Source organism: Zobellella denitrificans (genome assembly GCF_002237365.1).
In the GTDB taxonomy this organism is placed as follows: Bacteria; Pseudomonadota; Gammaproteobacteria; order Enterobacterales; family Aeromonadaceae; genus Oceanimonas; species Oceanimonas denitrificans.
On sequence record NZ_NMUO01000035.1, the window covers coordinates 1 to 22,738 of the forward strand.

18 protein-coding genes are annotated in these 22,738 nt (G+C 65.5%); 8 read left to right on the forward strand and 10 right to left on the reverse strand.

The genetic code is table 11. The features are described from left to right. The coding region (locus CGX12_RS09285) for an aldehyde dehydrogenase family protein (protein ID WP_094039607.1) at positions 1-865 on the reverse strand (865 nt) is incomplete at its 3' end. Positions 866-1,097: 232 nt separating this feature from the next. Here CGX12_RS09285 and CGX12_RS09290 point away from each other — a divergent pair. The 8 genes from CGX12_RS09290 (at position 1,098) to CGX12_RS09325 (ending at position 11,636) form a co-directional block, all read left to right on the forward strand. After that, the gene (locus tag CGX12_RS09290) at positions 1,098-2,891 is read left to right on the forward strand and encodes a SulP family inorganic anion transporter (protein WP_217898157.1); all 1,794 of its coding nucleotides are present in this window, start codon (positions 1,098-1,100) and stop codon (positions 2,889-2,891) included. Positions 2,892-3,000: 109 nt separating this feature from the next. Further along, positions 3,001-3,981 (forward strand): AAA family ATPase, encoded by a 981-nt coding sequence (locus CGX12_RS09295; protein WP_094039608.1) that lies wholly within the window; start codon positions 3,001-3,003, stop codon positions 3,979-3,981. A 419-nt stretch (positions 3,982-4,400) separates the two neighbouring features. After that, a complete protein-coding gene (locus CGX12_RS09300) occupies positions 4,401-6,164 on the forward strand; it encodes a cobaltochelatase CobT-related protein (RefSeq protein ID WP_094039609.1) in 1,764 nt (587 codons plus the stop codon). Positions 6,165-6,437: 273 nt separating this feature from the next. Then, complete coding sequence (locus tag CGX12_RS09305; protein WP_094039610.1) at positions 6,438-7,454, forward strand: TRAP transporter substrate-binding protein; 1,017 nt, start codon at positions 6,438-6,440, stop codon at positions 7,452-7,454. A gap of 66 nt (positions 7,455-7,520) precedes the next feature. After that, positions 7,521-8,072 carry a TRAP transporter small permease gene (locus tag CGX12_RS09310; protein ID WP_094039611.1) on the forward strand — a complete coding sequence of 184 codons (552 nt, stop codon included), beginning with the start codon at positions 7,521-7,523 and terminating at the stop codon, positions 8,070-8,072. 15 nt (positions 8,073-8,087) lie between these two features. After that, a complete protein-coding gene (locus CGX12_RS09315) occupies positions 8,088-9,431 on the forward strand; it encodes a TRAP transporter large permease (protein ID WP_094039612.1) in 1,344 nt (447 codons plus the stop codon). 111 nt (positions 9,432-9,542) lie between these two features. Continuing rightward, positions 9,543-10,049, forward strand: a complete 507-nt coding sequence (locus CGX12_RS09320) for a universal stress protein (RefSeq protein ID WP_094039613.1) — start codon at positions 9,543-9,545, stop codon at positions 10,047-10,049. Positions 10,050-10,652: 603 nt separating this feature from the next. Beyond that, the gene (locus tag CGX12_RS09325) at positions 10,653-11,636 is read left to right on the forward strand and encodes a ribonuclease Z (RefSeq protein ID WP_094039614.1); all 984 of its coding nucleotides are present in this window, start codon (positions 10,653-10,655) and stop codon (positions 11,634-11,636) included. A gap of 16 nt (positions 11,637-11,652) precedes the next feature. Here the strand turns inward: CGX12_RS09325 and CGX12_RS09330 are convergent, their stop codons facing one another. The 9 genes from CGX12_RS09330 to xdhC form a co-directional block, all read right to left on the reverse strand. Then, a complete protein-coding gene (locus tag CGX12_RS09330) occupies positions 11,653-11,946 on the reverse strand; it encodes a DUF6506 family protein (RefSeq protein WP_094039615.1) in 294 nt (97 codons plus the stop codon). 24 nt (positions 11,947-11,970) lie between these two features. Further along, positions 11,971-12,912, reverse strand: a complete 942-nt coding sequence (locus CGX12_RS09335; protein ID WP_094039616.1) for a bifunctional enoyl-CoA hydratase/phosphate acetyltransferase — start codon at positions 12,910-12,912, stop codon at positions 11,971-11,973. Between the two features lie 453 nt (positions 12,913-13,365). Continuing rightward, positions 13,366-15,129 (reverse strand): sulfoacetaldehyde acetyltransferase, encoded by a 1,764-nt coding sequence (gene xsc / locus CGX12_RS09340; RefSeq protein ID WP_094039617.1) that lies wholly within the window; start codon positions 15,127-15,129, stop codon positions 13,366-13,368. Between the two features lie 361 nt (positions 15,130-15,490). Beyond that, positions 15,491-16,957 carry a MocR-like pyridoxine biosynthesis transcription factor PdxR gene (pdxR, locus tag CGX12_RS09345; protein ID WP_094039618.1) on the reverse strand — a complete coding sequence of 489 codons (1,467 nt, stop codon included), beginning with the start codon at positions 16,955-16,957 and terminating at the stop codon, positions 15,491-15,493. A gap of 407 nt (positions 16,958-17,364) precedes the next feature. Beyond that, positions 17,365-18,789 (reverse strand): NAD(P)/FAD-dependent oxidoreductase, encoded by a 1,425-nt coding sequence (locus CGX12_RS09350; protein WP_094039619.1) that lies wholly within the window; start codon positions 18,787-18,789, stop codon positions 17,365-17,367. A 31-nt stretch (positions 18,790-18,820) separates the two neighbouring features. Continuing rightward, positions 18,821-19,216: a nuclear transport factor 2 family protein gene (locus CGX12_RS09355; protein ID WP_094039620.1), complete on the reverse strand. Its 396-nt coding sequence runs from the start codon at positions 19,214-19,216 to the stop codon at positions 18,821-18,823. A 222-nt stretch (positions 19,217-19,438) separates the two neighbouring features. Then, the gene (locus CGX12_RS09360) at positions 19,439-20,179 is read right to left on the reverse strand and encodes a GntR family transcriptional regulator (RefSeq protein ID WP_094039621.1); all 741 of its coding nucleotides are present in this window, start codon (positions 20,177-20,179) and stop codon (positions 19,439-19,441) included. 199 nt (positions 20,180-20,378) lie between these two features. After that, entirely contained in the window at positions 20,379-21,686 is a 1,308-nt protein-coding gene (gene guaD, locus CGX12_RS09365; protein ID WP_094039622.1) for a guanine deaminase, read from the reverse strand. Positions 21,687-21,715: 29 nt separating this feature from the next. Next, positions 21,716-22,534 (reverse strand): xanthine dehydrogenase accessory protein XdhC, encoded by an 819-nt coding sequence (gene xdhC, locus CGX12_RS09370; protein WP_094039623.1) that lies wholly within the window; start codon positions 22,532-22,534, stop codon positions 21,716-21,718. Between the last annotated feature and the right edge of the window lie 204 nt (positions 22,535-22,738).

The window sequence follows — 22,738 nt, forward strand, 5'->3', positions numbered from 1 at the left end:
CTTCCGGATGCCCCGGCCGCCACTCGGCCAGGCGCGCCGCCAGCAGTGCCACGAAGTCGTCGGCGATGGCCGGCGTCACCACCAGGCCCCGCGCTTCAATGCCTTGCTGACCGGCGTTGCCCAGCCGCGCCAGCAGCACCGCGTCCACCGCCGCCTCCAGATCCGCGTCGTCCAGTACCAGGTGCAGCTCGGCCTCGTCCAGTTCCAGTTCCACCTTCTTCAGTTGTTGCCCGGCCAGGGCCGCCAGCCTGGCGCCGTCTTCCCGGTTGCCGCCGAAGGCCAGGCCGCTCACCCGGGGATCCCGGATCAGTTCGGCTACCCGGGCCTGGTCGATGGCCAGGCTGGTGACCAACCCTGCCGGCACTTGCGCCGCCTCCATCAGGGCCGCGATCTCCCGGGCGCAGCCGGGCAGGTTATCGGCCAGCTTCAGCAGCACGGCGTTGCCGGCCATCAGGGTCGGCGCCAGCACGCGGAACAGTTGCCACAGGGGAAAGTGCCAGGAGCCGAGCAACAGCACCACGCCCAGGGGCTCGAAGGTGACCGGGCTGCGCGCCAGCGGCAGCATGGCCTGGCCGTGGGCGGCGAAGTAGGCGCATTCCCGGGCACAGCGGTCCACCTCGGCCAGGGACTCGCTCAGCAGCTTGCCCATCTCCCGGGTGATGCACAGGGCCAGCCGCTCCCGGTTGGCCGAAAGCTGGGCGGCCACCTGGTTGAGCAGGGCGGCGCGCTCGGCGAAAGGGCGATGCCGCCACCCTTCGGCCGCCTCGGCGCTTTGTTGCAGGCGGCGCTCCAGCTGGTCAGCATCCAGTGCCTCGAACCGGCCGTTCTGCCGGCCGGTGGCCGGGTTGAAGGAAATAAATGTCATGGTGCCGTCCTCTTGTCCTTGCCGCCGCCCGGCGGGCGGTTCCGTCCTGGTTCGACGTTACCGGGCACCAGGGGGAGCAACAAAGGCCAGTTATCACCCCGGGATAGAGCCAGCCATGCCGGCAGGCGGGAGTCGGCCCCTCACGGAACTGTCATCCGGTCGCAGACATGTTTTAATAAGCAGTATCCGGTGGGACTGGTTCCCACCCTGGCCGCAGCAAGGGGGATTGGGCATGAACAACAGGGGCAAGGACAAAACGGCCTGGATGCGGCTCCTGCCTTTTCTGCAATGGGCACCCATGGTAAATGGCCGCACCCTGCACGCCGATGCCCTGGCCGGCCTGACCAATGCGATCATTGTGCTGCCCCAGGGCGTGGCCTATGCGCTGATCGTCGGCCTGCCCCCCGAGTTCGGCCTTTATGCCGCCATCATACCGGCCATCATCGCCGCCCTGTTCGGCTCCTCCTGGCACCTGATCTCCGGGCCGACCGCCGCCCTGTCCATCGTCGTCTTCACCACCATCAGCCCCCTGGCCTCCCCCGGTTCGGCCGAGTTCATCCGTATGGCGCTGACCCTGACCCTGCTGGCGGGGCTGTTCCAGTTGGCCCTGGCCACCGCCCGGCTGGGGGTGCTGGTCAACTTCGTCTCCCATTCGGTGGTGCTCGGCTTCACCGCCGGCGCCGCCCTGGTGATCGGCTCCAGCCAACTGCAGAATGTTTTCGGGCTGGCGGTGCCGACCGACGGCTCGGTGGCCGACCAGTGGTGGCAATGGCTGCAGCACCTGCCCGAGACCCACCTGCCCAGCCTGGCGGTGGCCCTGGTCAGCCTGCTCGGCTGCGTACTGATCAAACGCTTCCGTCCCCGCTGGCCCAACATGCTGCTGGCGCTGGTGCTGGCCAGCCTGCTGGCCTGGGTACTGGACCCCGGCGGCGAGCGGATCGCCCTGGTGGGCGCCATTCCCGCCGCCCTGCCCCCCTTCAGCCTGCCCGATCTCAGTTTCGGCGCCCTCAGTGCCCTGGGGCCGGGGGCGCTGGCCATCGGCCTGCTCGGCCTGGTGGAGGCGGTGTCCATCGCCCGGGCCGTGGCCAGCCGCTCCCACCAGCGGCTGGACGGCAACCAGGAGTTTGTCGGCCAGGGGCTGTCGAATGTGGTCGGCGCCTTTTTCTCCTGCTATGTGTCGTCCGGCTCCTTTACCCGCACCGGGGTCAACTACACCTCCGGCGCCCGCACCCCGCTGGCGGCCATTTTCGCCGGGTTCTGGCTGCTGCTGATCCTGCTGCTGTTTTCCGAGCTCACCGCCTGGCTGCCCATGCCCGCCATGGCCGGCCTGCTGCTGGTGGTGGCCTGGAACCTGATCGACTTCCACCATATCCGGCTGATCGTGCAGGCCGGCAAGTCGGAGGCGGCGGTGCTGCTGACCACCTTCTTCGCCACTCTCTTCGTCGCCATGGAGTTCGCCATCTACGCCGGGGTGCTGCTGTCCCTGGTGTTCTACCTCAAGCGCACCTCCACCCCGCGCATCGTTTCCATACTGCCGGATCCGGATGCCAAGCATCCCGTCTTCGTCAGTGCCGAGCAACGCCGCCTGCCCTACTGCCCCCAGTTGCGCATCATCCGCATCGAAGGCTCCCTGTTCTTCGGGGCGGTCAACCATGTGCAGGAGTACCTGCAGAGCATCCGCGAACCCCGGCTGCTGATCGTGGGCAGCGGCATCAACTTCGTGGACATCGTCGGCGCCGAGATGCTGGTGCAGGAGGCCCAGCGTCGCCGGGCCGAGGGCGGCGATCTGTACTTTTCCAACCTCAAGGAGGGGGTCAGCCGCTTTCTGGCCCGCAACAACCTGCTCGAGGAGATAGGCGAGGATCATGTCTTTCCCAACAAGGGCCGGGCCATCCACCACATCTACGACCGGCTGGATCCGGCGGTATGCAAGACCTGCACCGCCCGCATCTTTCGGGAGTGCCATATCGCCCCGCCCGGCGAGTTGCCCTCCCCCGAGGAGGTGATTGCCCGGCAGCCGGCCTAGCCCCTGGCCGCATCCCCTCCCGCCAACTGGCCCTGTGCGGGCGGGGACCGCCGGTTACACTGGTTACATCTTGTTTACCACCCAGTTTCAGCCAGCGAGGCCAAGCCCCATGACAGATCTGATCCACGAGCGACCCAGCCGGCGGGTGTCGGTACGCGAGCTGTTCCATATCGACGCCGACCTCGAGGTGCCGGTGTTCGAGCACCGGGACGAGCACGTACCCGAGGCGGATCCCGCCTACTGCTTCAACCCGGACGTGACCCTGGCCATTCTCGCCGGCTTCACCCGCAACCGGCGGGTGCTGATCCAGGGACTGCACGGCACCGGCAAGTCCACCCATATCGAGCAGGTGGCCGCCCGCCTCAACTGGCCCTGCGTGCGCATCAACCTGGACGGCCACATCAGCCGGCTGGACCTGGTGGGCAAGGACACCATAGTGCTGGAGGACGGCAAGCAGATCACCCGCTTCCAGGAAGGCATGGTGCCCTGGGCCCTGCGCCGGCCGGTGGCGCTGATCTTCGACGAGTTCGACGCCGGCCGCCCGGACGTGATGTTCGTGATCCAGCGCATCCTGGAGCAGGACGGCAAGTTCACCCTGCTCGACCAGAACCAGGTGATCAGCCCCCATCCCTATTTCCGGCTGTTCGCCACCGCCAACACCGTGGGCCTGGGCAACGCCAATGGCCTCTACCACGGCACCCAGCAGGTCAACCAGGCCCAGATGGATCGCTGGAACATCGTCGCCAGCCTCGACTACCTGCCCCGGGAAGACGAGATCCGCATCGTGCAGGGCAAGGTGCCCCGTTATGCGGATGAACGTGGCCGCCAGTTGATCAGCAGCATGGTGGCGGTGGCCGAGCTGACCCGGGCCGGCTTCGCCGCCGGGGATCTGTCCACCCTGATGTCGCCGCGCACCCTGATCGCCTGGGCGGAAAACACCGAGATCTTCGGCGATCCGGCACTGGCCTTCCGGCTTTCCTTCCTCAACAAGTGCGACGAGGCGGAGCGCGGGCTGGTGGCGGAATATTACCAACGCTGCTTCGATCAGGAACTGGCCGAATCCCAGCCCCTGCGGCTGGCGATGATATAAGCGCCTGTGTGCGATCTGTAACACTCGGCCAAAGCGTACTGCTCCGCCGACACGCCGTAAATCCATCCATGGAGGCTCCGCCGCGCCATCCCTGGCGCGGAGGGTCGGCGGAGCAGCACCCTTTGTCCTCCTCAACGTTCAGCGTCGCCGGTTGGCGCGATCATCAGACCACGACGGGGCTGGGAAGAGGCAATAGGGATTGCCTCCACCGACCGTCACATGCCAGGGGGCGCGAAGCGCCTAGCACCGCCGCCAGCATCGCGAAGCGATGATACGGCGGTTTCCGCGACATCCGGCATGTGCCGAGCGTCACAGGGATGTGCTTGCAGCGTGTCGGTGGAGGTAGCCCTTTTGCCTCTTCTTCAGGGCAACAGCGAACACGGCCCGAACCCAGCCGCATCATCAACGGGATGGAAACCATGACCACCACCTCCAATTCACCCCAGGATCCGGCCGCCGCCGCCCGTCGCCAGCAGCGGCTGGAAGAACTCTGCGCCGCCCTGATCCGCGCCCAGTCGGCCCAGCCGGCGGTGCGCTACCGGGGCCACCAGCTGGAATGGCAGGGCCGCCCCTACCCCCTGCGCGCGCCCCATCTGCACCCGGAGCCGGGCCTGGACGATCTGGGCTCCTTTCGCGGCGTCGCCGACGCCATCGCCCTGCGCCTGCGCCACCAGGATCCCGCCCTGCACTTGCACTGGCTGCCGGCCCCGCCGGTCGCCCGCCTGGTGTTCGAGCTGCTGGAACAGCTCCGGGTGGAATCCCTGGTCGAGGACCATCACCCGGGCAGCCGCCGCAACCTGCACCACCGCTTCAGCGCCTGGAGCAACCAGTTCCTGGCCTCGGGCCAGACCGAAAGCCATGTGGGCCTGCTGCTGTTCACCCTGGCCATGATGAGCTGGGTCCAGCTCGGCGGCGGCCCGCTGGATGAGCCGACCGAGATGCTGATCGAGTCCACCCGCATGTTCCTGCTGCGGGAAATCGGCCCCGCCTTCGGCCTGCTGCGCCGCCATCGCCAGGATCAGGGTGCCTTCGCCAAGCCCGCCCTCGACATCGCCCTCTGCCTGCACGAACTGGTGGACGGGCTGCAGCAGCGGCTGGCGGCGGACGGCAAGGCCGAGCCCTTGAGTGAAGACACCAGGAAGGCCTTCGGCCTCTTGCTGGAGCTGGAGGGAGAGGGCGACCAGGGGCCGGGCAGCAGCCCGGCGGAACAGCAGGCCCGCCTGCGCCAGGCGGCCGAACACCTCGCCTACCGCATCTACAGCGACCGCTTCGACCGGGAGTGGCCCGCCCACCGGCGGGTGCGCCCCGAGCTGCTCGGCCGGCTGCGCGACAGCCTGGACCAACGCATCCGCGAGCAGGGCCTCAACCTCAACCTGCTCACCAAGAAGCTGCGCCGGCTGCTGGCCAGCCCCGTCGAGCAGGGCTGGCGCTTCGGCGAGGAGGAAGGCCGGCTCGACGGCCGGCGGCTGCCAACCCTGGTCACCTCCCTGGCCGACCGGCGGGTGTTCAAGCAGGAGTGCCGGCAGCCCCGGGCAGAGGCGGCGGTGACCTTTCTGATCGACAACTCCGGCTCCATGCGTCCGCACATGGAGAGCATCGCCATGCTGGTGGACAGCCTGGCCCGGGCCCTGGAGCGGGTCGGTGCCCGGGTGGAGATACTGGGTTTTACCACCGGCCACTGGAACGGCGGCCAGCCGCTGCGCCAGTGGCAGCGCGACGGGCGCCCGCCGGAGCCGGGCCGGCTCAACGAACGCTGCCATGTCGTCTACAAGGCGGCACAGCTGCCCTGGCGTCGGGCCAGGAAGGACATCGCCGCCCTGCTCAAGGGCGATCTGTTCCGCGAGGGGCTGGACGGCGAGGCCCTGCTGTGGGCCGAACAGCGGCTGCTGGCGCTGCCGGCGCGGGAGCGGCTGCTGCTGGTGATCTCCGACGGCTGCCCCATGGACACCGCCACCCGCCAGGCCAACCGCCAGGACATCCTCGACCTGCACCTGCGCCAGGTCGCCAGCCGGCTGGAGCGGGAGGGACGGCTCGCGCTCTGCGCCCTGGGGGTGGGGCTGGATCTGAGCGGCTATTACCGCCACAGCCAGTTGCTGGATCTGGACCAGGCCCTCGATAACAGGGTATTCGATGAGGTCCTGTCCCTGCTGGCCAAAGCGCGCGCGCCAGGCCGCCACAGTTAACAAAATATTTACAAAATCGTTTTTTAATTTATTGATTTTAATGTACTTTTCACCTGGCCCCAGCATGAAAAGGGAAGTGGTCCTAACCATTTCGGCGGCCTCATTTCAAGATGAACCTCAAGCCCGCTTCGGCGGGCCCGAATCAACCAGACGCCATTGACCCGCAAGGGGATGGCGGACATCGAGCCAGCAGTGGGCAACCCCGGTTGCCCGGTATCACGGAAGGTCAGCGCCCCGCCCTCGGCCGGGCCATTGCAACTGGAGCAAGTAGCCATGATATTCAAGCAACGTTTTGTGAAATCCCTGTCCTTCGCCCTCTGCCTGGGCGCCGCCGCGGCCACCAGCAGCCTGGCCCAGGCCAAAACCTTCAGGGTCGCGGTGGGCGACGGGGCCGGCGGCACCCAGCATGAGCTGGGGCTGAAATTCTCGGAAGAGCTGAAAGCGCGCACCAACGGCCAGCACGATACCCAAATGTTCCTCAACGGCCAGCTCGGCGACGAGCAGGCCACGGTCAACGACGCCGCCATGGGGCTGCTCGACTTCTCCATCCTGGCCATCAACAACGTCACCCCCTTCTCCCCCTCGGTGGGCGTGCTGACCCTGCCCTACATGGTGCAGAGCCTGGACGACGCCGTGGCCCTGACCCAGGGCGAGGTGGGCCAGCAACTGGTGGACAACACGGTGCGCGACGCCGGGGTGCGCATCGTCGGCTGGGCCTATTCCGGTTTCCGGGTGCTGACCAACTCCAAGCAGCCGGTGCAGAGCCTGAGTGACCTCAAGGCGCTCAAGGTACGGGTGCCCAACAACGAGATCATGATCGACACCTACCGCGCCTGGGGCATCAACCCCACCCCCATGGCCTGGTCCGAAACCTTTACCGGCCTGCAGCTGGGCGTGGTCGACGGGCAGGACAACCCCTACATCACCGTCTACGCCATGAAGTTCGACGAGGTGCAGAAGTACATCACCAATATCCGCTACCTGTTCTCCATTGAGCCGCTGATCATGTCCGAGGCGGTGTTCCAGTCCCAGCCGGACGAGGTGCAGCAGGCCATACTGGCGGCGGGCAAGGCGGCCACCGAGCACAGCGCCCGCTGGCTGGTGGAGCAGGAAGACAAGATCAAGGCCGAGCTGACCGGCCGCGGCATGGTCATCACCGAGCCCGCCAACGGCGAACGGGAATGGATGGACAACGCCATCAGCAAGGTCTGGCCCAAGTACTACGACAAGCTGGGCGGCAAGGACAACCTGAACCGCATCCTGCAGTCCCTGGGCCGCGACGCCATCTAAGCCGCCGGCTCAGCAAAAATGCACTCGGGCCGCGCCCGGGTGCATTTTTCTCAGGGAGGAAACGCCATGACCATCGGCAAACTGATCTTCAAGATCCTCGATAACATAGAAAGGGTGATTTGCAGCACCCTGCTCGCCACCTTTGTGGTGATCCTGTTCATCCAGATTATTTCGCGGCAGCTGTTCAACCACTCCCTGTCCTGGAGTGAGGAATTGTCTACCTACATGTTCGTCTGGTTCGTCTATTTCGGCGCCAGCTATGCCACCAAGCTGGCGGCCCACAACAGGGTGACCTTTCAGTTCAAGCTCTTCCCGCCCAAAGTGGCGGTGATCTCGGAGGCCCTGGCGGACCTGATCTGGGTCTGTTTCAACAGCTACTTCGTCTGGCTGAGCTACGACTTCGTGTTCAACAAGATGAACCTGTTCTGGAAATCCCAGACCCTGGGTTTTCCTATGAAGTACGTCTACATGATATTGCCCATCGCCTTCGCGCTGATGACGCTGCGCATCCTGCAGGTCAACTACTACAAGCTGGTCAGGGGCATCGACATCCGGGATCCCGAGTCCCTGGAGGTCGAGAAGTTGATCGAATCCTCGGGCCAACCCAAGTCGAGTTAAGGCAGGAGCACCCCCATGGTTGAATCATCCGTCGTCATGATACTGTTCGGGAGCTTCCTGGCCCTGCTGCTGCTCGGGGCGCCCATCAGCGTCTCGCTGGGCGTCTCGGCGCTGGCCTCCTTTCTCTACCTGGGCGAAAACCCGATCAAGTTCGTGCAGATCGCCTTTACCTCGGTCGGTTCCTTTCCGCTGATGGCCCTGCCCGCCTTTATCCTGGCCGGGGCCCTGATGGAGGCCGCCGGCATTTCCAAACGGCTGGTGGACCTGGCCGAAAGTTTCGCCGGCCCCTTCACCGGCGGCATGTCCGCCGCCACCGTCATGGCCTGCATGTTCTTCGGCGCCATCTCCGGCTCGGGCCCGGCCACCACCGCCGCCGTGGGCATGCTGATGATCCCGGCCATGGTGCAGCGCGGCTACGGCAAGGGCTACGCCTCGGCCATCACCGCCTCCTCCGGCGGCCTGGGGGTGGTGATACCGCCCTCCATTCCCATGGTGATCTTCGGCATCTCGGCCATGGGGCTGATGGCGCCACCCGAGGCCATTGCCCAGCACGGCCAGTTCCAGTCGGTGTCCATTCCCAAGCTGTTTATCGCCGGCTTCCTGCCTGGCCTGGTGCTGTCCTGCGGCCTGCTGATCATGAACTATTTCCTGTGCCGCAAGCACGGCTACAAGGGCACCACCGAGGGCTGGTCCGCCGGCCACACCCTGGCCGCCCTGCGCAAGGGCATCTGGTCGGTGCTGGCGCCCATCGTCATCCTGGGCGGCATCTACAGTGGCCTGTTCACGCCCACCGAGTCCGCCATCGTCGCCATCTTCTACACCCTGGTGATCGGCTTTCTCGTGCACAAGGAGCTGAAGTTCAAGGACGTGCTGCGCTCGCTGGAAACCACCACCTGGCTGACCGGACGGGTGCTGCTGATCCTGTTCACCGCCACCGTGTTCGGCCGCCTGCTGGTGGAAAACCAGATCCCGGCCATCGTCGCCGCCTCCATGCTGGAGATGACCACCAACATCTACCTGATCTGGGCGCTGATCATCTTCTTTCTGCTGTTCGTGGGCATGTTCATGGAGACCCTGGCCGCCATCATGATCCTGACGCCGGTGCTGCTGCCGGTGGCCTACAACCTGGGGATAGACCCCATCCACTTCGGCATAGTGGTGGTGTGCTGCCTGTCCATCGGCTTCCAGACCCCGCCGCTCGGCGAGAACCTGTTCATCGCCTCCGGGGTGTCGGGCACCTCCATCGAGGAGATTTCGGTACGGGCCCTGCCCTTCGCCCTGACGTCGGTGATCGCCGTCTTCATCATCGCCTATGTGCCGCAGATAGCCCTGTTCCTGCCCGGCTTGCTGGGCTATTAGCGCAAGCCGCCGCCGGGCTGACCCAGGTCAAGGACAAGCCCCGGCGGCGGCACCATACTGTTACCCAGAGGCCGCCATGCCGAAGCCTGATCACCGAAAAGGAGTGTCCAGATGCTGCCCCAAGTGAACAAGATCCTCTATTGCACCGATCTCTCCAAGAACGCCTCCTACGCCTTCCAGTACGCCGTCTACCTGGCCAGGCAGACCGGCGCCGACATCCATGTGCTGAACGTGGTGGAGCAGCTGTCCGGTGACGAGAAGCTGACCCTGCAGTCCTACATCCTCAACCAGAGCAGCCGGGAGGAATTCCTGCACCAGCGGCTCAACCACGCCAGGGCCCAGTTGCAGCAACGGCAGGATTATTTCTGGGAGGTGATCGCCCCCACCGAAAAGGCGCTGCGCACCAAGATCGTCGGCTGCGAAGTGGTGGAGGGCTACCCGGTGCAGACCATACTCCGCCGCTCCCGGGAGCTGGGTTGCGATCTTATCGTGATGGGCGCCCACGAAAAGGGCTGGCTGCACACCCTGCTCGGCAGCGTGGCCAAGAACGTGCTGCGCGAGTCGCGCATCCCCACCCTGATCGTGCCCCGGCCGGAGAAAAAAGCGCCGGCTGAATGATGCCATTCTGCCAGGAGCTTGCTTAAAGCCTTTGTACTCGGCCAAAGCGCACAGCTCCTCCGGCACGCCGTAAACCCATCCATGGGGGCTCCGCCGCGCCCTCCCTGGCGCGGAGGGCCGGCGGAGCTGCGCCCTTTGTCCTCTCTGTCGCCCCGATGCCGCCTGTTGGCAACACCTTCAGACGGCGTCGGGGCTGGAAAGAGGCAACAGGGATGGCCTCCGCCGACCGTCACCTGCCAGGGGGCGCGAAGCGCCTTGCACCGGAGGTATCGCCGCGACCGAGTTGCCAGTGACAAGTCGCAGCGCGGCGATACCTCCGGTTGCCGCGACATTCGGCAGGTGCGAGCCTACAGGGGGCGAGCTTGCTCGCCGCGACGAGCGGTTTCGGCCTGACCGAACCTCCAGTGAATGTTCGCAGCAGGCCGAAACAGCGAGTGTCATATATTGCGGCGTGTCGGCGGAGGTGGCCCTGTTGACTCCTTGCTGGATGAGTGACAGACAGCTTTGCAACGATCGCAAACAGCGTCCAGAAAGTGACTCCGGATTCCCCATCCCGGCGCTTGCGGTTACCATCAAGGGACTCCTTTTTCGTCGGCGCAGCGCATGGAACTGATCTTCCTCGGCACCTCCTCCGGTACCCCCACCAAGAGCCGCAACGTCTCCGGCCTGGCCCTGCGCAGGGCCGGCTCCCGCGCCTGGTGCCTGATCGACTGCGGCGAAGGCACCCAGCACCGGCTGCTGCATACCCGGCTGTCGCCGATGCAGCTCGACACCCTGCTGATCACCCATGTGCACGGCGACCACTGCTACGGCCTGCCCGGACTGCTGGCCAGCGCCGCCCTGGCCGGGCGCACGGCGCCGCTGCGCATCATCGCCCCAGCGCCCATCGCGGCTTTTATCGAGTGCGTGGCCCGGCTGAGCGATCTCCGGCTCGACTTCCCCATCGATTTCGTGCCGGTCGAATCGCTGCAGGCCCCCCTGGCGGTGCAGGATTTCACGCTGGAAGCGGTGGCCCTGTCCCACCGGGTGCCGAGTTATGCCTATGTGTTTACCGAAACCCGGGTGGAAGCCAAGCTGGATGTGGCCCGGCTGACCGCCGAGGGCATTCCCGCCGGCCCGCTGTGGGGCCGGCTGCACCGGGGGGAGGAGCTGGAGTTCGAGGGACGGCGCCTCAGGGGGCAGGACTACCGGCTGCCCGCACGGGCGCCGCGCAAGGTGATCATCGCCGGTGACAACGACAGCCCCGCCCTGCTGGCGGAGGCCGCCCGGGGCGCCTGCCTGCTGGTGCACGAGGCCACCTACACCCGGGAAGTGGCCGAGCGCCTGGGACCGGCGCCCCAGCACAGCGACGCCGAGCGGGTGGCCCGCTTCGCCGAACAGGCCGGCCTGCCCAACCTGATCCTCACCCACTTCAGCCCCCGCTACCAGGACGGTGCCGGCTCGCCCCATATCGACGAGATAGCGGCGGAAGCCCGCGCCCATTACGGGGGCAGGCTGGTGCTGGCACGGGATCTGGATCACTACCGGCTGAGCCGGCAGGGGGAGCTGGAAACGGCCGGTCCTCGCCGGGCCGGCCGTCAGCCATAAAGCGGCCTCGAGGGGGTCAGGGCCAGTCGACCCGGCCCTGGTCTTCGGGCCGGTAGCTGACCCGCCCCAGGGGCACGTGATCCTGGATCGCCGCGCGGATCTGCGCTTCCTCCTCGGCGCTGAAGCCGCCGCACAGCTCGATAAGCTCGATGCGCCGGGTCAGCATTTCCTGAGCGGCCATGACCGCCTCCTCCAGAGTACGCACCCCGGCCACGGCGATGTCGAAGCCGTCGCTCTTGATGCGGCCGTGGTGCTTGAACAGCTCCAGATCCGGCCCCTTGACGATAAAACCATAACGACTGAGTGACATGGACAGCTCCTTTCGGGTCGAGGCTCAGGCCACCGCGGCGCGGCTGGCCTGGTGGGCACAATGGAGGGCGGCCAGGGCGCAGGACGCCAGCCGGGCCTCGGGCGGATCGGCGCGGGAGGTGAGGATGATCGGCACCCTGGCGCCCAGCACCAGGCCGGCGGCGGTGGCGCCCATAAAGTACACCATCTGCTTGAACAGGAAGTTGCCCGACTCCAGGTTGGGCACCAGCAGGATGTCCGCCTGCCCCGGCACCCGGCCGCGGATGCCCTTGATGGCCGCCGCCTCCGCCGAGACCGCATTGTCGAAGGCCAGGGGGCCTTCCACCAGGGCGCCGGGCAGGGCCCCCATGGCCGCCAGCTTGACCAGCTCGGCGGCGTCCAGGCTGGAAGGCATGCTCTTGCTCACCTCCTCGGTGCCCGACAGCACCGCCACCTTGGGCTCGGGGTTGCCCAGGGCGTGCATCAGGCCGATGGCGTTGCGGGCGATGTGCAGCTTGTCGAGCACTGTCGGCTGGACGTTGATCACCGCGTCGGTGATGCACAGGGCCTTGCAGCTGCCCGGCACCGTCATGTGGAACAGGTGGCTCAGCCGGCTGTCGGTACGCAGCCCGGCGGACTTGTTCAGCACCGCCCGCAGCAGGATATCGGTATGCACATGGCCCTTCATGATGGCGCCGGCCTCGCCCTGGCTGACCAGGGCGACGCCCAGCCGGGCGGCCTCGGTTTCGTCGGCGGCCGGCACCAGGCGCAGGCCGTCCAGCGTCCAGCCCATGGCCTGGGCCTGATGCCGCATGACGGCCACATCCCCCACCAGTATCGGCTCGATCAGCCCCTGCTCCCGGGCCAGCCGGGCGCTGGCCAGGGACACGGCGTTGACCGGGTTGATCACCACAGTGGTGACCCTGGGGTGCTGGCGGGCCTGGGCCAGCAAGCGGGGCGGGCATTCCTTGGGCGCGGTATTGAGCATGATTCCCTTCCTGTTCGACAGAAGACCACCGGAGGCCACTGACACAATGGCATCGGGTTGTGTTCCGGTATTTCCGGCTACCAGCGCCGGCATACGGTGACAAAGAAATTGCAGATCATCGGCCAAAGGCCGCTACTCCACCGACACGCCGTGAACCCCTCCCTGGGGGCTCCGCCGCGCCATCCCTGACGCGGAGGGTCGGCGGAGCAGCACCCTCTGCCCTCCTCAATGCACCGATGTCGCCTGTTGGCTTCACTCTCAGACAATGCCGGGGTATGAAAGAGGTAACAGGGATTGCCTCCGCCGACCGTCACATGCCAGGGATGGCATGTGCCGAGCGATACAGGGACGTACTTGAAGCGTGTCGGAGGAGGCGGCCCTGTTGCCTCTTCTTTACGTCGCAACAAACAACCAGTTGCCTAGCGCTGCCCGCCGTGGCGGGCAGCTTCCTTATCAGCAATAGTCCTTGTACTTGTCCAGGTGACGCACCGGCTTGGACAGGGCGTCGCGGCGGAAGGGGTCGCCCAGCTCGCGGGTGCACATGATCTCGATGACGGTGGTCTTGCCCTCCTCCATCTGGCGCGCGATGGCGGCCTTCAGGGCCGGGCCCACGTCTTCCAGCTTGTCCACCGTCACCCCTTCGGCACCCATGGCGCGGGCGATGTCGGCGAAGCTGGGGTTTTCCAGATCGCCGGCCACGAAGCGGCGGTTGTAGAAGTCGACCTGGTTCTTCTTCTCCGCGCCCCACTGGCGGTTGTGGAACACGATGGAGGTCACCGGAATGTGTTCGCGTACGCAGGTCATGATCTCCATCATCGACATGCCCCAGGCGCCGTCACCGGCGTAGGAAATGGCCGGGCGATGGGGCGCGGCGGTCTTGGCGCCGATGATGGTCGGCAGGGCGTAACCGCAGTTGCCGAAGCTCATGGCGGCGAAGAAGGAGCGCGGCTTCTCGAAGCGCAGGTAGCTGTTGGCCACCGAGTTGATGTTGCCGATGTCGGTGGACACCATCACGTCCTCGGGCATGGCCTTTTCCAGCTCGCGCAGCACCTGGCGCGGATGCAGGTAGCTGCCCTGCTCTTCCGCCTGCTCGGCGATCATGTCCAGGGAATAGTCGTCCTTCTCGTGGATCCACTGATCCAGCTCCGCTTCCCAGGCCGCTTTTTCGGCGGCGATCTCGCTGGCGCGGGCGCCCTTGTTTTCCAGGCAGGCGACGTTGAGGTTCTGCAGCCGCTCGAGGATGGAGACGGCGGCGGCCTTGGCGTCACCGCACACGCCGACGGAAATCTTCTTCACCAGGCCCAGCATCTTGGCGTCGCAGTCCACCTGGATGATCTTGGCCTGCTTCGGCCAGTAGTCCAGGCCGTGCTGGGGCAGGGTGCCGAACGGCCCCAGGCGGGTACCCAGTGCCAGCACCACATCGGCGCGGGAGATAAGCTTCATGCCGGCCTTGGAGCCCTGGTAGCCCAGCGGGCCGCACCACAGCGGGTGGCTGGCCGGGAAGGAGTCGTTATGCAGGTAGCTGTTGACCACGGGGGCGCCCAGGAACTCGGCCAGGGCCTTGCACTCCTCCACCGCGTCGGCCATCACCACGCCGCCGCCGGAGATGATCACCGGGTTCCTGGCTTCGGCCAGCAGGGCGGCCGCCTGCTGCAGGCTCTGCTCGCCGCCGGCGCCGCGCTCGATGCGGATCGGCTGGGGGATCTCCACGTTGATGTCACCGTAGAAGAAGTCCCGCGGAATGTTGAGCTGGGTGGGGCCGTTTTCCAGCATGGCCCGGTCGAAGCAGCGGGCGGTGAACTCGGCCATCCGCGCCGGGTTGGCCACATGGCCCTGGTACTTGGTGATGGTCTCGAAGAAGGGCAACTGCTGCGCTTCCTGGAAGCCGCCCAGACCCTGGGTCATGGAGCCGGTTTCCGGGGTGATGCACACCACCGGGCTGTGGGCCCAGTAGGCGGCGGCGATGGCGGTCACGAAGTTGGTGATGCCGGGGCCGTTCTGGGCGATACAGACGCCGTGCCGGCCGCTGACCCGGGCGTAGCCGTCGGCCATGTGGCCGGCGCCCTGCTCGTGCACCGTGGGGATCAGGCGGATGCCCGCCGGGGCGAAGATGTCCATGGCGTCCATGAAGGCGGAGCCCATGATGCCGAAGATATCGGTTACACCGTTGGCCGCCAGGGTTTCGACCATGGCTTCACTGGGAGTCATACGTGGCATAGCTGTCTTCCTTTTTGCTGGTTCCTGTCGGTGACGGTGGTGGCCGTCACCCCGGAGGGTTCAATCCAATGTTTCGGTTCAAGCAGGTTTTCATTTGTTTGTTATTGGTTCTGTGGTGAATCGGCCACCGCCGGCCGCCTCGTTCCGGGCTTCCCCTCCCGGATGTCGGCGGGGCGAATGGCGCCTGCTGGCTGCGATGTGATTCACTGGAGCTAGATTAGGAAGTGGGGGGGGAAGAGAGTAGGACCAGTTCCGTAACAACGGTTACGCCAGCCATAAAGCACTTAATAATCAATTAATTGAAAAACAAGAGAGGCGCCCGACGGCGCCCCTCGTTAACAAGTGGTTAACATGAAGGGACTCAGACCATATCCTCGATCAGCTCCACCAGCGCCTTGATGCCGGGGCGGATCCTGGCGGCGGGGATGGAAGAGTAGCCCAGGCGGAAGTAATTGAGCGGCACCGGCTCGGCCAGAAAATGGATGTCGCCGGGTTCGATCAGGATGCCCCTGTCCGCCGCCTCCTTGCGCAGGATGCGGCTGTCCAGTCCCTCGGGGCCGCGCACCCAGTAGCAGGAGCCGCCGAAGCTGGGCTGGCGGCTGGAGGACGGCAGGTATTCATCCAGCGCCGCGCCCATTTCCTGCCAGCGCTCCTCGTAGGCCTTGGCGATGTTCATGATCAGGGCGTCGTGGTAGCCCCGCTCCAGGAACAGCGCCACCGAACGCTGGTTGTTGGCCGCCGGGTGGCGCAGCATCAGCCGGCGCAGGGCGCGCGCCTCGCGGATAAGCTCCGCCGGCCCCACCAGGTAGCCCAGGCGCAGTCCCGGCGCCAGGGTCTTGGACAGGCTGCCCACGTAGAGCACCCTGTCGTTCTTGTCCAGGCTCTTCAGGGCCGGAATGGGGTTGGTCCTGAAGTTGCTCTCGCTCTCATAGTCGTCCTCTATGATCAAAAAGTCCTGCTCGCTGGCCTTGTCCAGCAGCGCATAGCGCCGCTCCAGCGGCATGGTCACCGTGGTGGGGCACTGGTGGCTGGGGGTGCTGTAGACGAGATCACAGCCATCGAGCCGTTCGTCGACGATCAGTCCCTGTTCGTCCACCGGCAGCGGGCGCACCTTGGCCGGGTTCATGGTGGCGATATTGCGGATATCCACATAGCCCGGATCCTCGATGCCGATGGTGCTGTCGCCGTCCAGCAGCAGCCGGGCCAGCATGTACAGCGCCTGCTGGGCGCCCACCGTCACCAGGATCTGGTCCGCCGAGGCCCAGACTCCGCGCCGGGGCAGCAGCCGGGTACGGATCTGTTCGATCAGCAGGGGATCGTCGTTGTCGAAGCGGTCCGAGGCCCAGTCCCGGATCGCCGGCACGCTCACCGCGTCCCGGCAGCATTCGCGCCAGTTGTTGCTGGGGAACAGGCTGGGGTCGAACTGGCCGTAGATAAAGGGATAGGGATACTTCTGCCAGTCCTTGGGCTTGGTGATGTTTTGCTGGCTGCCCGGGCGGATCTTGAGCTTGCGGGCCCAGTCGGGCGCATGGCCGCCCTCGAGCGGGTTTTCCTTGGCCGGCACCTCGGGCTGGCGCGACAGTATCTCGGGGTTGACGAAATAGCCGCTGCGCTCGCGGGCGATGAGATAACCGTCGTCCAGCAGGTGCTCGTAGGCCAGCACCACCGTATTGCGGGCGATGCACAGCTGCTTGGCCAGCTTGCGGCTGGAGGGCAGCGGGCTGTCCTGGGGGATATTGCCGTTGAGGATGGCGGCGGCGATCTGCTCGCGCAGCTGTTGCTGCAGGCTGGTGCTTTTTTCCGTGGAGAGGTGAAACAGCTGGAACATGGTGACTCAACTTACCTGTCGATGCATGGCCCTGCGGGCCGGAACAACCCAGTTTGACCCTTTTTGCTGCCGCTTGTAAACCACAGGGCAACATATTGAAAACAAAATGGAAATGCCGGGGCATCGGCTCCCGGCGTGGTTCAGGCGAACTAGAGCACCGAACAATTCATAAAACGACCAATTAGCTATTTGTTGTCTGTTGCAACCTAGAGAGAGTCAACAGAGCCACCTCCGCCGGCCCTCCGCGCCAGGGAGGGCGCGGCGGAGCCCCCATGGATGGGTTTACGGCGTGCCGGAGGAGTAGCACCCTTTGGCCGACGGCCTCTGCCTCGCAAGAATCAACAATGCCTTCGACCAAAAGCGTATCAGAGCCGCCTCAGTTTTAAACTATATGATGCTCTATACCATTACAGGTGTTCGTCGCGCAGGTGGTACCAGTGGTAGAGCATGCGCTGGCCCAGGCGGCGGAAGGGCGCGAACAGGTGTCCCGGCAGCGGCGAGTTGTAGATGGGCAGCTCGAACCCCTCGCGGATACCCGCGATGCGCTGGGCCATGCGCCGGCCGGCATGGGCCGAGAACATGACGCCGTTGCCGCCGTAGCCCAGGGCGTAGAAGATCTGCTCCCTTTCATCCGGCTGGGCGATGCGCGGCATCATGTCGTGGCTGACGTCCACCCAGCCCCACCAGGAGTAGTCGATCTTGATGCCCTTGAGTGCCGGAAACTTGCGGTGCATGCCGTCGATCAGCACCTGCAGGTGCTTGGGATTGTGGGCATCGGCGCCGGTGATGGAACTGCGGCTGCCGATCTGCAGCCGGTTGTCGGGCAGCTTGCGGTAGTAATAGCGCAGGGTACGGGTGTCGGTGATCACCTCGTTGGTGATGAAATTGCACTGGGCAATCTCGCTGTCGGTCATCGGCCGGGTCACCAGGGAGTTGGACAGTATCGGCATGATCTTGCTGCGCAGGCTCTGGTGCAGCCCCTGGGAGGTATAGCCGCCGGTAGCCACCCCCACCGCCCGGGCCCGCACCACCCCGCCCGGGGTCTGCAGGTAGTGCACGCCGTTGCGGGTCTCCCAGCCCAGCACCGGGCTGGAGGGATGGATGGTGGCGCCCAGCTCCCGCGCCATGCGGTGATAGCCCTGGGCCAGCTTGAGCGGATGCACGCCGATGCCGTCCGGCTCGTGCATGGCGCCCACCGCCTCCGCCTCGTTCACGTAGTTGCGGCTGAGGGTGGCCTTGTCCAGCAGCTCGGTGTGGTAGTTGAACTGCTCCCGCAGCACCTTGGCCTCGGCCTCCAGCTTGCGCATGGCCTTGTCCCGGTGGGCGATGTAGAGGTGGCCGCCGTCCTGGGGGTTGCAGTCGATGTTGCCGTCCCGGATCAGCCCCCTGAAGGTGTCGAAGCCCTCGCGCACCTCCTCGTGCATGCGCCGGGCGGTGTCCAGGCCCCAGCGCTGGATCCACTGGGAGCGGCTGAGCCGGCCCGAGGCGTTCTGGGCCTGGCCGCCGTTGCGGCTGGTGCAGCCCCAGCTGACCTGGTTGGCCTCCAGCACCGTGGCCTTGATGCCGTGCTCCTTCGCCAAGAAGACGGCGCAGGACAGGCCGGTAAATCCGCTGCCGATGATGACCACGTCCACGTCCATGTCGGCGGTGACCGGGCCGTCGTCTTCCGGCGGGGTGCCGGCGGTGGCCACCCAGTAGGTCGGTGCGTACTGCTGGCCCCGTCCCGGGGTGGCGGCCACCAGGGGATCGTAGCTGGGATCGTAACGGTCCAGCACGGTTTTGGCCTGGGCCGGCTGGCGGAGTTCCGCCTGGGTGTTGTTGGCAATATCCATATTCGTGTTCCCCGAGATCAGGTGGTGGCGGTTACTGGGGATCCAGCAGGGGGCGGTCCTTGCGGAACGCTTGCTTCAGGACCAGTTTGCCGTCCTTGAGGGTGAAGACATCGACCCCGTCGGCTTCGATGCGGCGGCCGTCCGGACAGGTGGCGCAGAAGGTCCACTGGGACACGGCCCGGTCGCCGGCGGCGAAGTGGCTGGTGCCTTGCCAGCTGACGTCGGGATAGGTGGTCCAGACCTTGACGAAGGCGGCGGCCACGGCCTCGGCACCGCTGAAGCGGGTCCCGAAGGCCTCGCTGCCGGCGGCGCCCTCGAACACGCAGTCGTCGGCCATGCAGGCCATGACGCCCTCGATATCGTGGCGGTTAAAGGCGGCGAACAACTGCTCGAGCAGGGCGACGGTTTTCTGGTTTTCGGCTGACATCAGATTCTCCCTTGGCCACCGGAGGTGGCGGTGAACGGACACCGGCAGCGGGACTGCCGTTTACATGTTCACAACATTAGGAGCCGGGCCTCGATACCGGTAGCGCCAGTTGGCGGCATCGACTTGGACCACAAAATAAGTATTTGGAAATCAGATGGATAGGTGAAAGAAAGAGAGAGGAAACGGCGTGGGCGGCCAGGCCGCCCCACGCGTTGGGGAGTATCAGCGGCGGCGGCCACTCTGTTTTTTCACCACACCGGAGAACACCACGTGCAGATCGGTGGAGGCGGACTCGTTATCCAGGTTCAGCTTGGCCTCGATATGATCCAGGTGCTCCTTCATCATGGTCACGGCCTTGTCCTTGTCGCCCGACTCGATGGCCTTGAGCAGCTCTTCGTGCTCGTTGAAGGAACAGTGGGCCTTGTGGCCGACCTCGTACTGGGCGATGATCAGCGAGGTCTGGGACACCACGCTGCGCTGGAAATTGAGCAGCGGCGTGTTGTTGGCCATATGGGCCAACTCCAGGTGGAACTCGCCGGACAGACGGATGCCGGTGCCCCGATCGCCCCGGGCGAAGGCGTCCTGCTCTTCCTGCACCATGGCGCGCATGCGGGCCAGGCTCTCGGGCGTGGCGTGCTCGACCGCCAGTTCGGTCACCGCCAGCTCCACCACCCGGCGGGCGGCGAAGATCTGCCGGGCTTCTTCCACGCTGGGGGCCGCCACCACCGCGCCGCGGTTGGGCCGGATGCTGACCACCTGCTCGTGGGACAGCCGCAGCAGCGCGCGGCGGATAATGGTCCGGCTGACGCCGAAGATCTCGCCCAGGGCTTCCTCGCTGAGCTTGGTGCCCGGCGCCAGCCGCTGTTCGAGAATGGCGTCGAAGATATGTTCGTAAACGATATCGTCCTGAGTGTTTGAGCTCGACTTGACAGGTCTTGGCTCCAGTTGACTGAGTGAACTCATGTTTAGGTTTCCAGTTACGGCCTGTATCTACGGCGGAGTACCGCATTCCTTGCCGGTTAATAAATTGTTATTGCTCTCGTATACAATCTTACTGGGTTTTTGCCGATTCGACAGCCGGAATATCAAAGTCTGTGACTGAACACAAAAAACGCCCTTGACGGGCGTTTATCGGATATTCTGCAATGCAGGACGTCGCCGGCTAGTGATCACGCCGATAACGGCACTCGCCGTAAATATACGTTTGTGCGATGGCCCTGTCATCTCCGAGCATCATCAGCACGAAGAGTTGCTCGAACAGATTGTGTGCATTGTTCATCCGCGCCTGCATCAGCGGGGTGGCGTGCAGGTCCAGCACCAGGAAGTCCGCCTCCTTGCCCACCGCCAGGTTGCCCACCTTGTCTTCCAGCCGCAGCGAGCGGGCGCCGCCCAGGGTGGCGAGATAGAGCGCCTTGAGCGGATGCAGCTTGTGCCGGCGCAGTTGCTGGATCTTGTAAGCCTCGTTGATGGTCTGCAGCATGGAAAAGCTGGTACCGGCCCCCACGTCGGTGCCCAGGCCGACCCGGATCCCCCGCTGCTCGGCACCGGGCAGGTCGAACAGGCCGGAACCCAGGAAGAGGTTGGAGGTGGGGCAGAAAGAGATCACCGAATCGGTTTCCCCCATGCGTGCCGCTTCCTCCTGCTCCAGGTGCACCGCATGGGCGAACACGGAGCGATCCCCCAGCAGGCCGAAGTGATCGTACACGTCCAGGTAGCCTTTCTGCTCCGGGAACAGGGACTTGACCCATTCGATCTCCTGCTGGTTTTCGGACAGGTGGGTCTGCATATAGACGTCGTCGTATTCCGCCAGCAGCTTGCCGGCCAGCGCCAGCTGCTCGGCGGTGCTGGTGGGCGCAAAGCGCGGCGTCACCGCATAGAGCTGGCGGCCTTTTTTATGCCAGCGCTCGATCAGCTCCTTGCTGTCGGCGTAACCGGACTCAGGCGTGTCGAGCAGGTAGTCGGGGGCGTGCCGATCCATCATCACCTTGCCGGCGATCATGCGCATGTTACGCGCGTGGGAGGCGGTGAAGAAGGCATCCACCGACGCCTTGTGCACGGTGCCGAACACCATGGCGGTGGTGGTGCCGTTGCGCAGCAGCTCGTCCAGGAACAGCTCGGCCACCCGGGCGCCGTGGGCCTGGTCGACGAACTTGCGCTCTTCCGGGAAGGTGTAGTTGTTGAGCCAGTCGAGCAGTTGCTCGCCATAGGAGGCGATCATCTCGGTCTGGGGAAAGTGGATATGGGTGTCGATAAAACCCGAGGTGATCAGCCGGTTTTCAAACCGGGTGATGTCGAGCCCGGCGGGCTGGCGCGCCAGCACCTCGTCGGCCGGGCCTATATCCCGGACGCGACCGTCGGCCACCACCAGGACGCCGTCCGGGTAGTAGGCATGGCTGGCCTCCAGGCCGACCTGGGCCGGATCGCCCAGGCTGTGCAAAATAGCGGCACGATACGCCTTTGGCTGCGTCATGGTCGTGCGTCTCCTTCCATCGATAATACTTAAAGCGTGTGGGCGGCGGCGGGGGCCGCCGCTGTCATGGGTACCGGTTCGGCCTGGTAGGCGGCGATCAACTGGCCGGCCACCGACACCGCGATTTCCGCCGGATGCTTGCCGGCCACTTCGGCCAGGCCGATGGGGCAGATCATCCGGGCCAGGGCCGCGTCATCGAAGCCCCGCTCCCGCAGCCGGTAGTCGAAGCGCTTGCGTTTGGTGCGCGAGCCGATCACCCCGAAGTAGCGGGCGTCGTTACGCTTGAGAATACGGGCGCACAGCTCCAGATCAAGCTGGTGGTTGTGGGTCATCACCAGGTAGAAGCTGCCGGCGGGCTGGTCGTCGACCTCGTCCACCGGATCCTCGCTCACCACCCGGGTGACACCGGCGGGCAGCTCGGCGGGAAACTCCTCGGCCCGCTCGTCTATCCAGGTGATGCGAAACGGCAGGGTCGCCACTATGTGCACCAGTGCCTTGGCCACATGGCCGGCGCCGAACAATACCAGGTGATGGCGGGGCCGTACCACCGGCTCCAGCATGATGGTGGCCATGCCGCCGCAGCACTGCCCCAGGCTGGCGCCCAGGTTGAAGCGCTCGACCTTCATCTGCTGCTCGCCCCGGGCCAGCATGTCCCGGGCCAGCTCCAGCGCCTTGTATTCGAGGTGGCCGCCACCTATGGTGGCATGGCAGCCCTGTTCGGTCACCAGCATCTTGGTGCCGCTGTCCCGCGGGGTGGAGCCCTTGTGCTCCACCACCGTCACCAGCACACAGGGTTCCCCCTTCTGTTCCAGCTCGGCCAGCGCCTGAATCCAGTTATCCTTGAACATAGCTTACTCCTCGAAGACGATGGTTCCGCCACCGGCACTTGGCCTGTTGGCATGCAGAGAGGCAACAGGGCCACCTCCGCCGACACGCTGTGAATACATCCTGTACGCTCGCACATGCCATCCCTGGCATGTGACGGTCGGCGGAGGCGCTCCCTGTTGCCTCTTCCAAGCCTGAGCGTTGCCTGATGAGGGCGCCAGCAGGCG

Coding starts and splice junctions, on each gene's coding strand:
- CGX12_RS09290 (WP_217898157.1), top strand. CDS start 1,098: ATGAACAACAGGGGCAAGGACAAAACGGCCTGGATGCGGCTCCTGCCT.
- CGX12_RS09295 (WP_094039608.1), top strand. CDS start 3,001: ATGACAGATCTGATCCACGAGCGACCCAGCCGGCGGGTGTCGGTACGC.
- CGX12_RS09300 (WP_094039609.1), top strand. CDS start 4,401: ATGACCACCACCTCCAATTCACCCCAGGATCCGGCCGCCGCCGCCCGT.
- CGX12_RS09305 (WP_094039610.1), top strand. CDS start 6,438: ATGATATTCAAGCAACGTTTTGTGAAATCCCTGTCCTTCGCCCTCTGC.
- CGX12_RS09310 (WP_094039611.1), top strand. CDS start 7,521: ATGACCATCGGCAAACTGATCTTCAAGATCCTCGATAACATAGAAAGG.
- CGX12_RS09315 (WP_094039612.1), top strand. CDS start 8,088: ATGGTTGAATCATCCGTCGTCATGATACTGTTCGGGAGCTTCCTGGCC.
- CGX12_RS09320 (WP_094039613.1), top strand. CDS start 9,543: ATGCTGCCCCAAGTGAACAAGATCCTCTATTGCACCGATCTCTCCAAG.
- CGX12_RS09325 (WP_094039614.1), top strand. CDS start 10,653: ATGGAACTGATCTTCCTCGGCACCTCCTCCGGTACCCCCACCAAGAGC.
- CGX12_RS09330 (WP_094039615.1), bottom strand. CDS start 11,946: ATGTCACTCAGTCGTTATGGTTTTATCGTCAAGGGGCCGGATCTGGAG.
- CGX12_RS09335 (WP_094039616.1), bottom strand. CDS start 12,912: ATGCTCAATACCGCGCCCAAGGAATGCCCGCCCCGCTTGCTGGCCCAG.
- xsc (WP_094039617.1), bottom strand. CDS start 15,129: ATGCCACGTATGACTCCCAGTGAAGCCATGGTCGAAACCCTGGCGGCC.
- pdxR (WP_094039618.1), bottom strand. CDS start 16,957: ATGTTCCAGCTGTTTCACCTCTCCACGGAAAAAAGCACCAGCCTGCAG.
- CGX12_RS09350 (WP_094039619.1), bottom strand. CDS start 18,789: ATGGATATTGCCAACAACACCCAGGCGGAACTCCGCCAGCCGGCCCAG.
- CGX12_RS09355 (WP_094039620.1), bottom strand. CDS start 19,216: ATGTCAGCCGAAAACCAGAAAACCGTCGCCCTGCTCGAGCAGTTGTTC.
- CGX12_RS09360 (WP_094039621.1), bottom strand. CDS start 20,179: ATGAGTTCACTCAGTCAACTGGAGCCAAGACCTGTCAAGTCGAGCTCA.
- guaD (WP_094039622.1), bottom strand. CDS start 21,686: ATGACGCAGCCAAAGGCGTATCGTGCCGCTATTTTGCACAGCCTGGGC.
- xdhC (WP_094039623.1), bottom strand. CDS start 22,534: ATGTTCAAGGATAACTGGATTCAGGCGCTGGCCGAGCTGGAACAGAAG.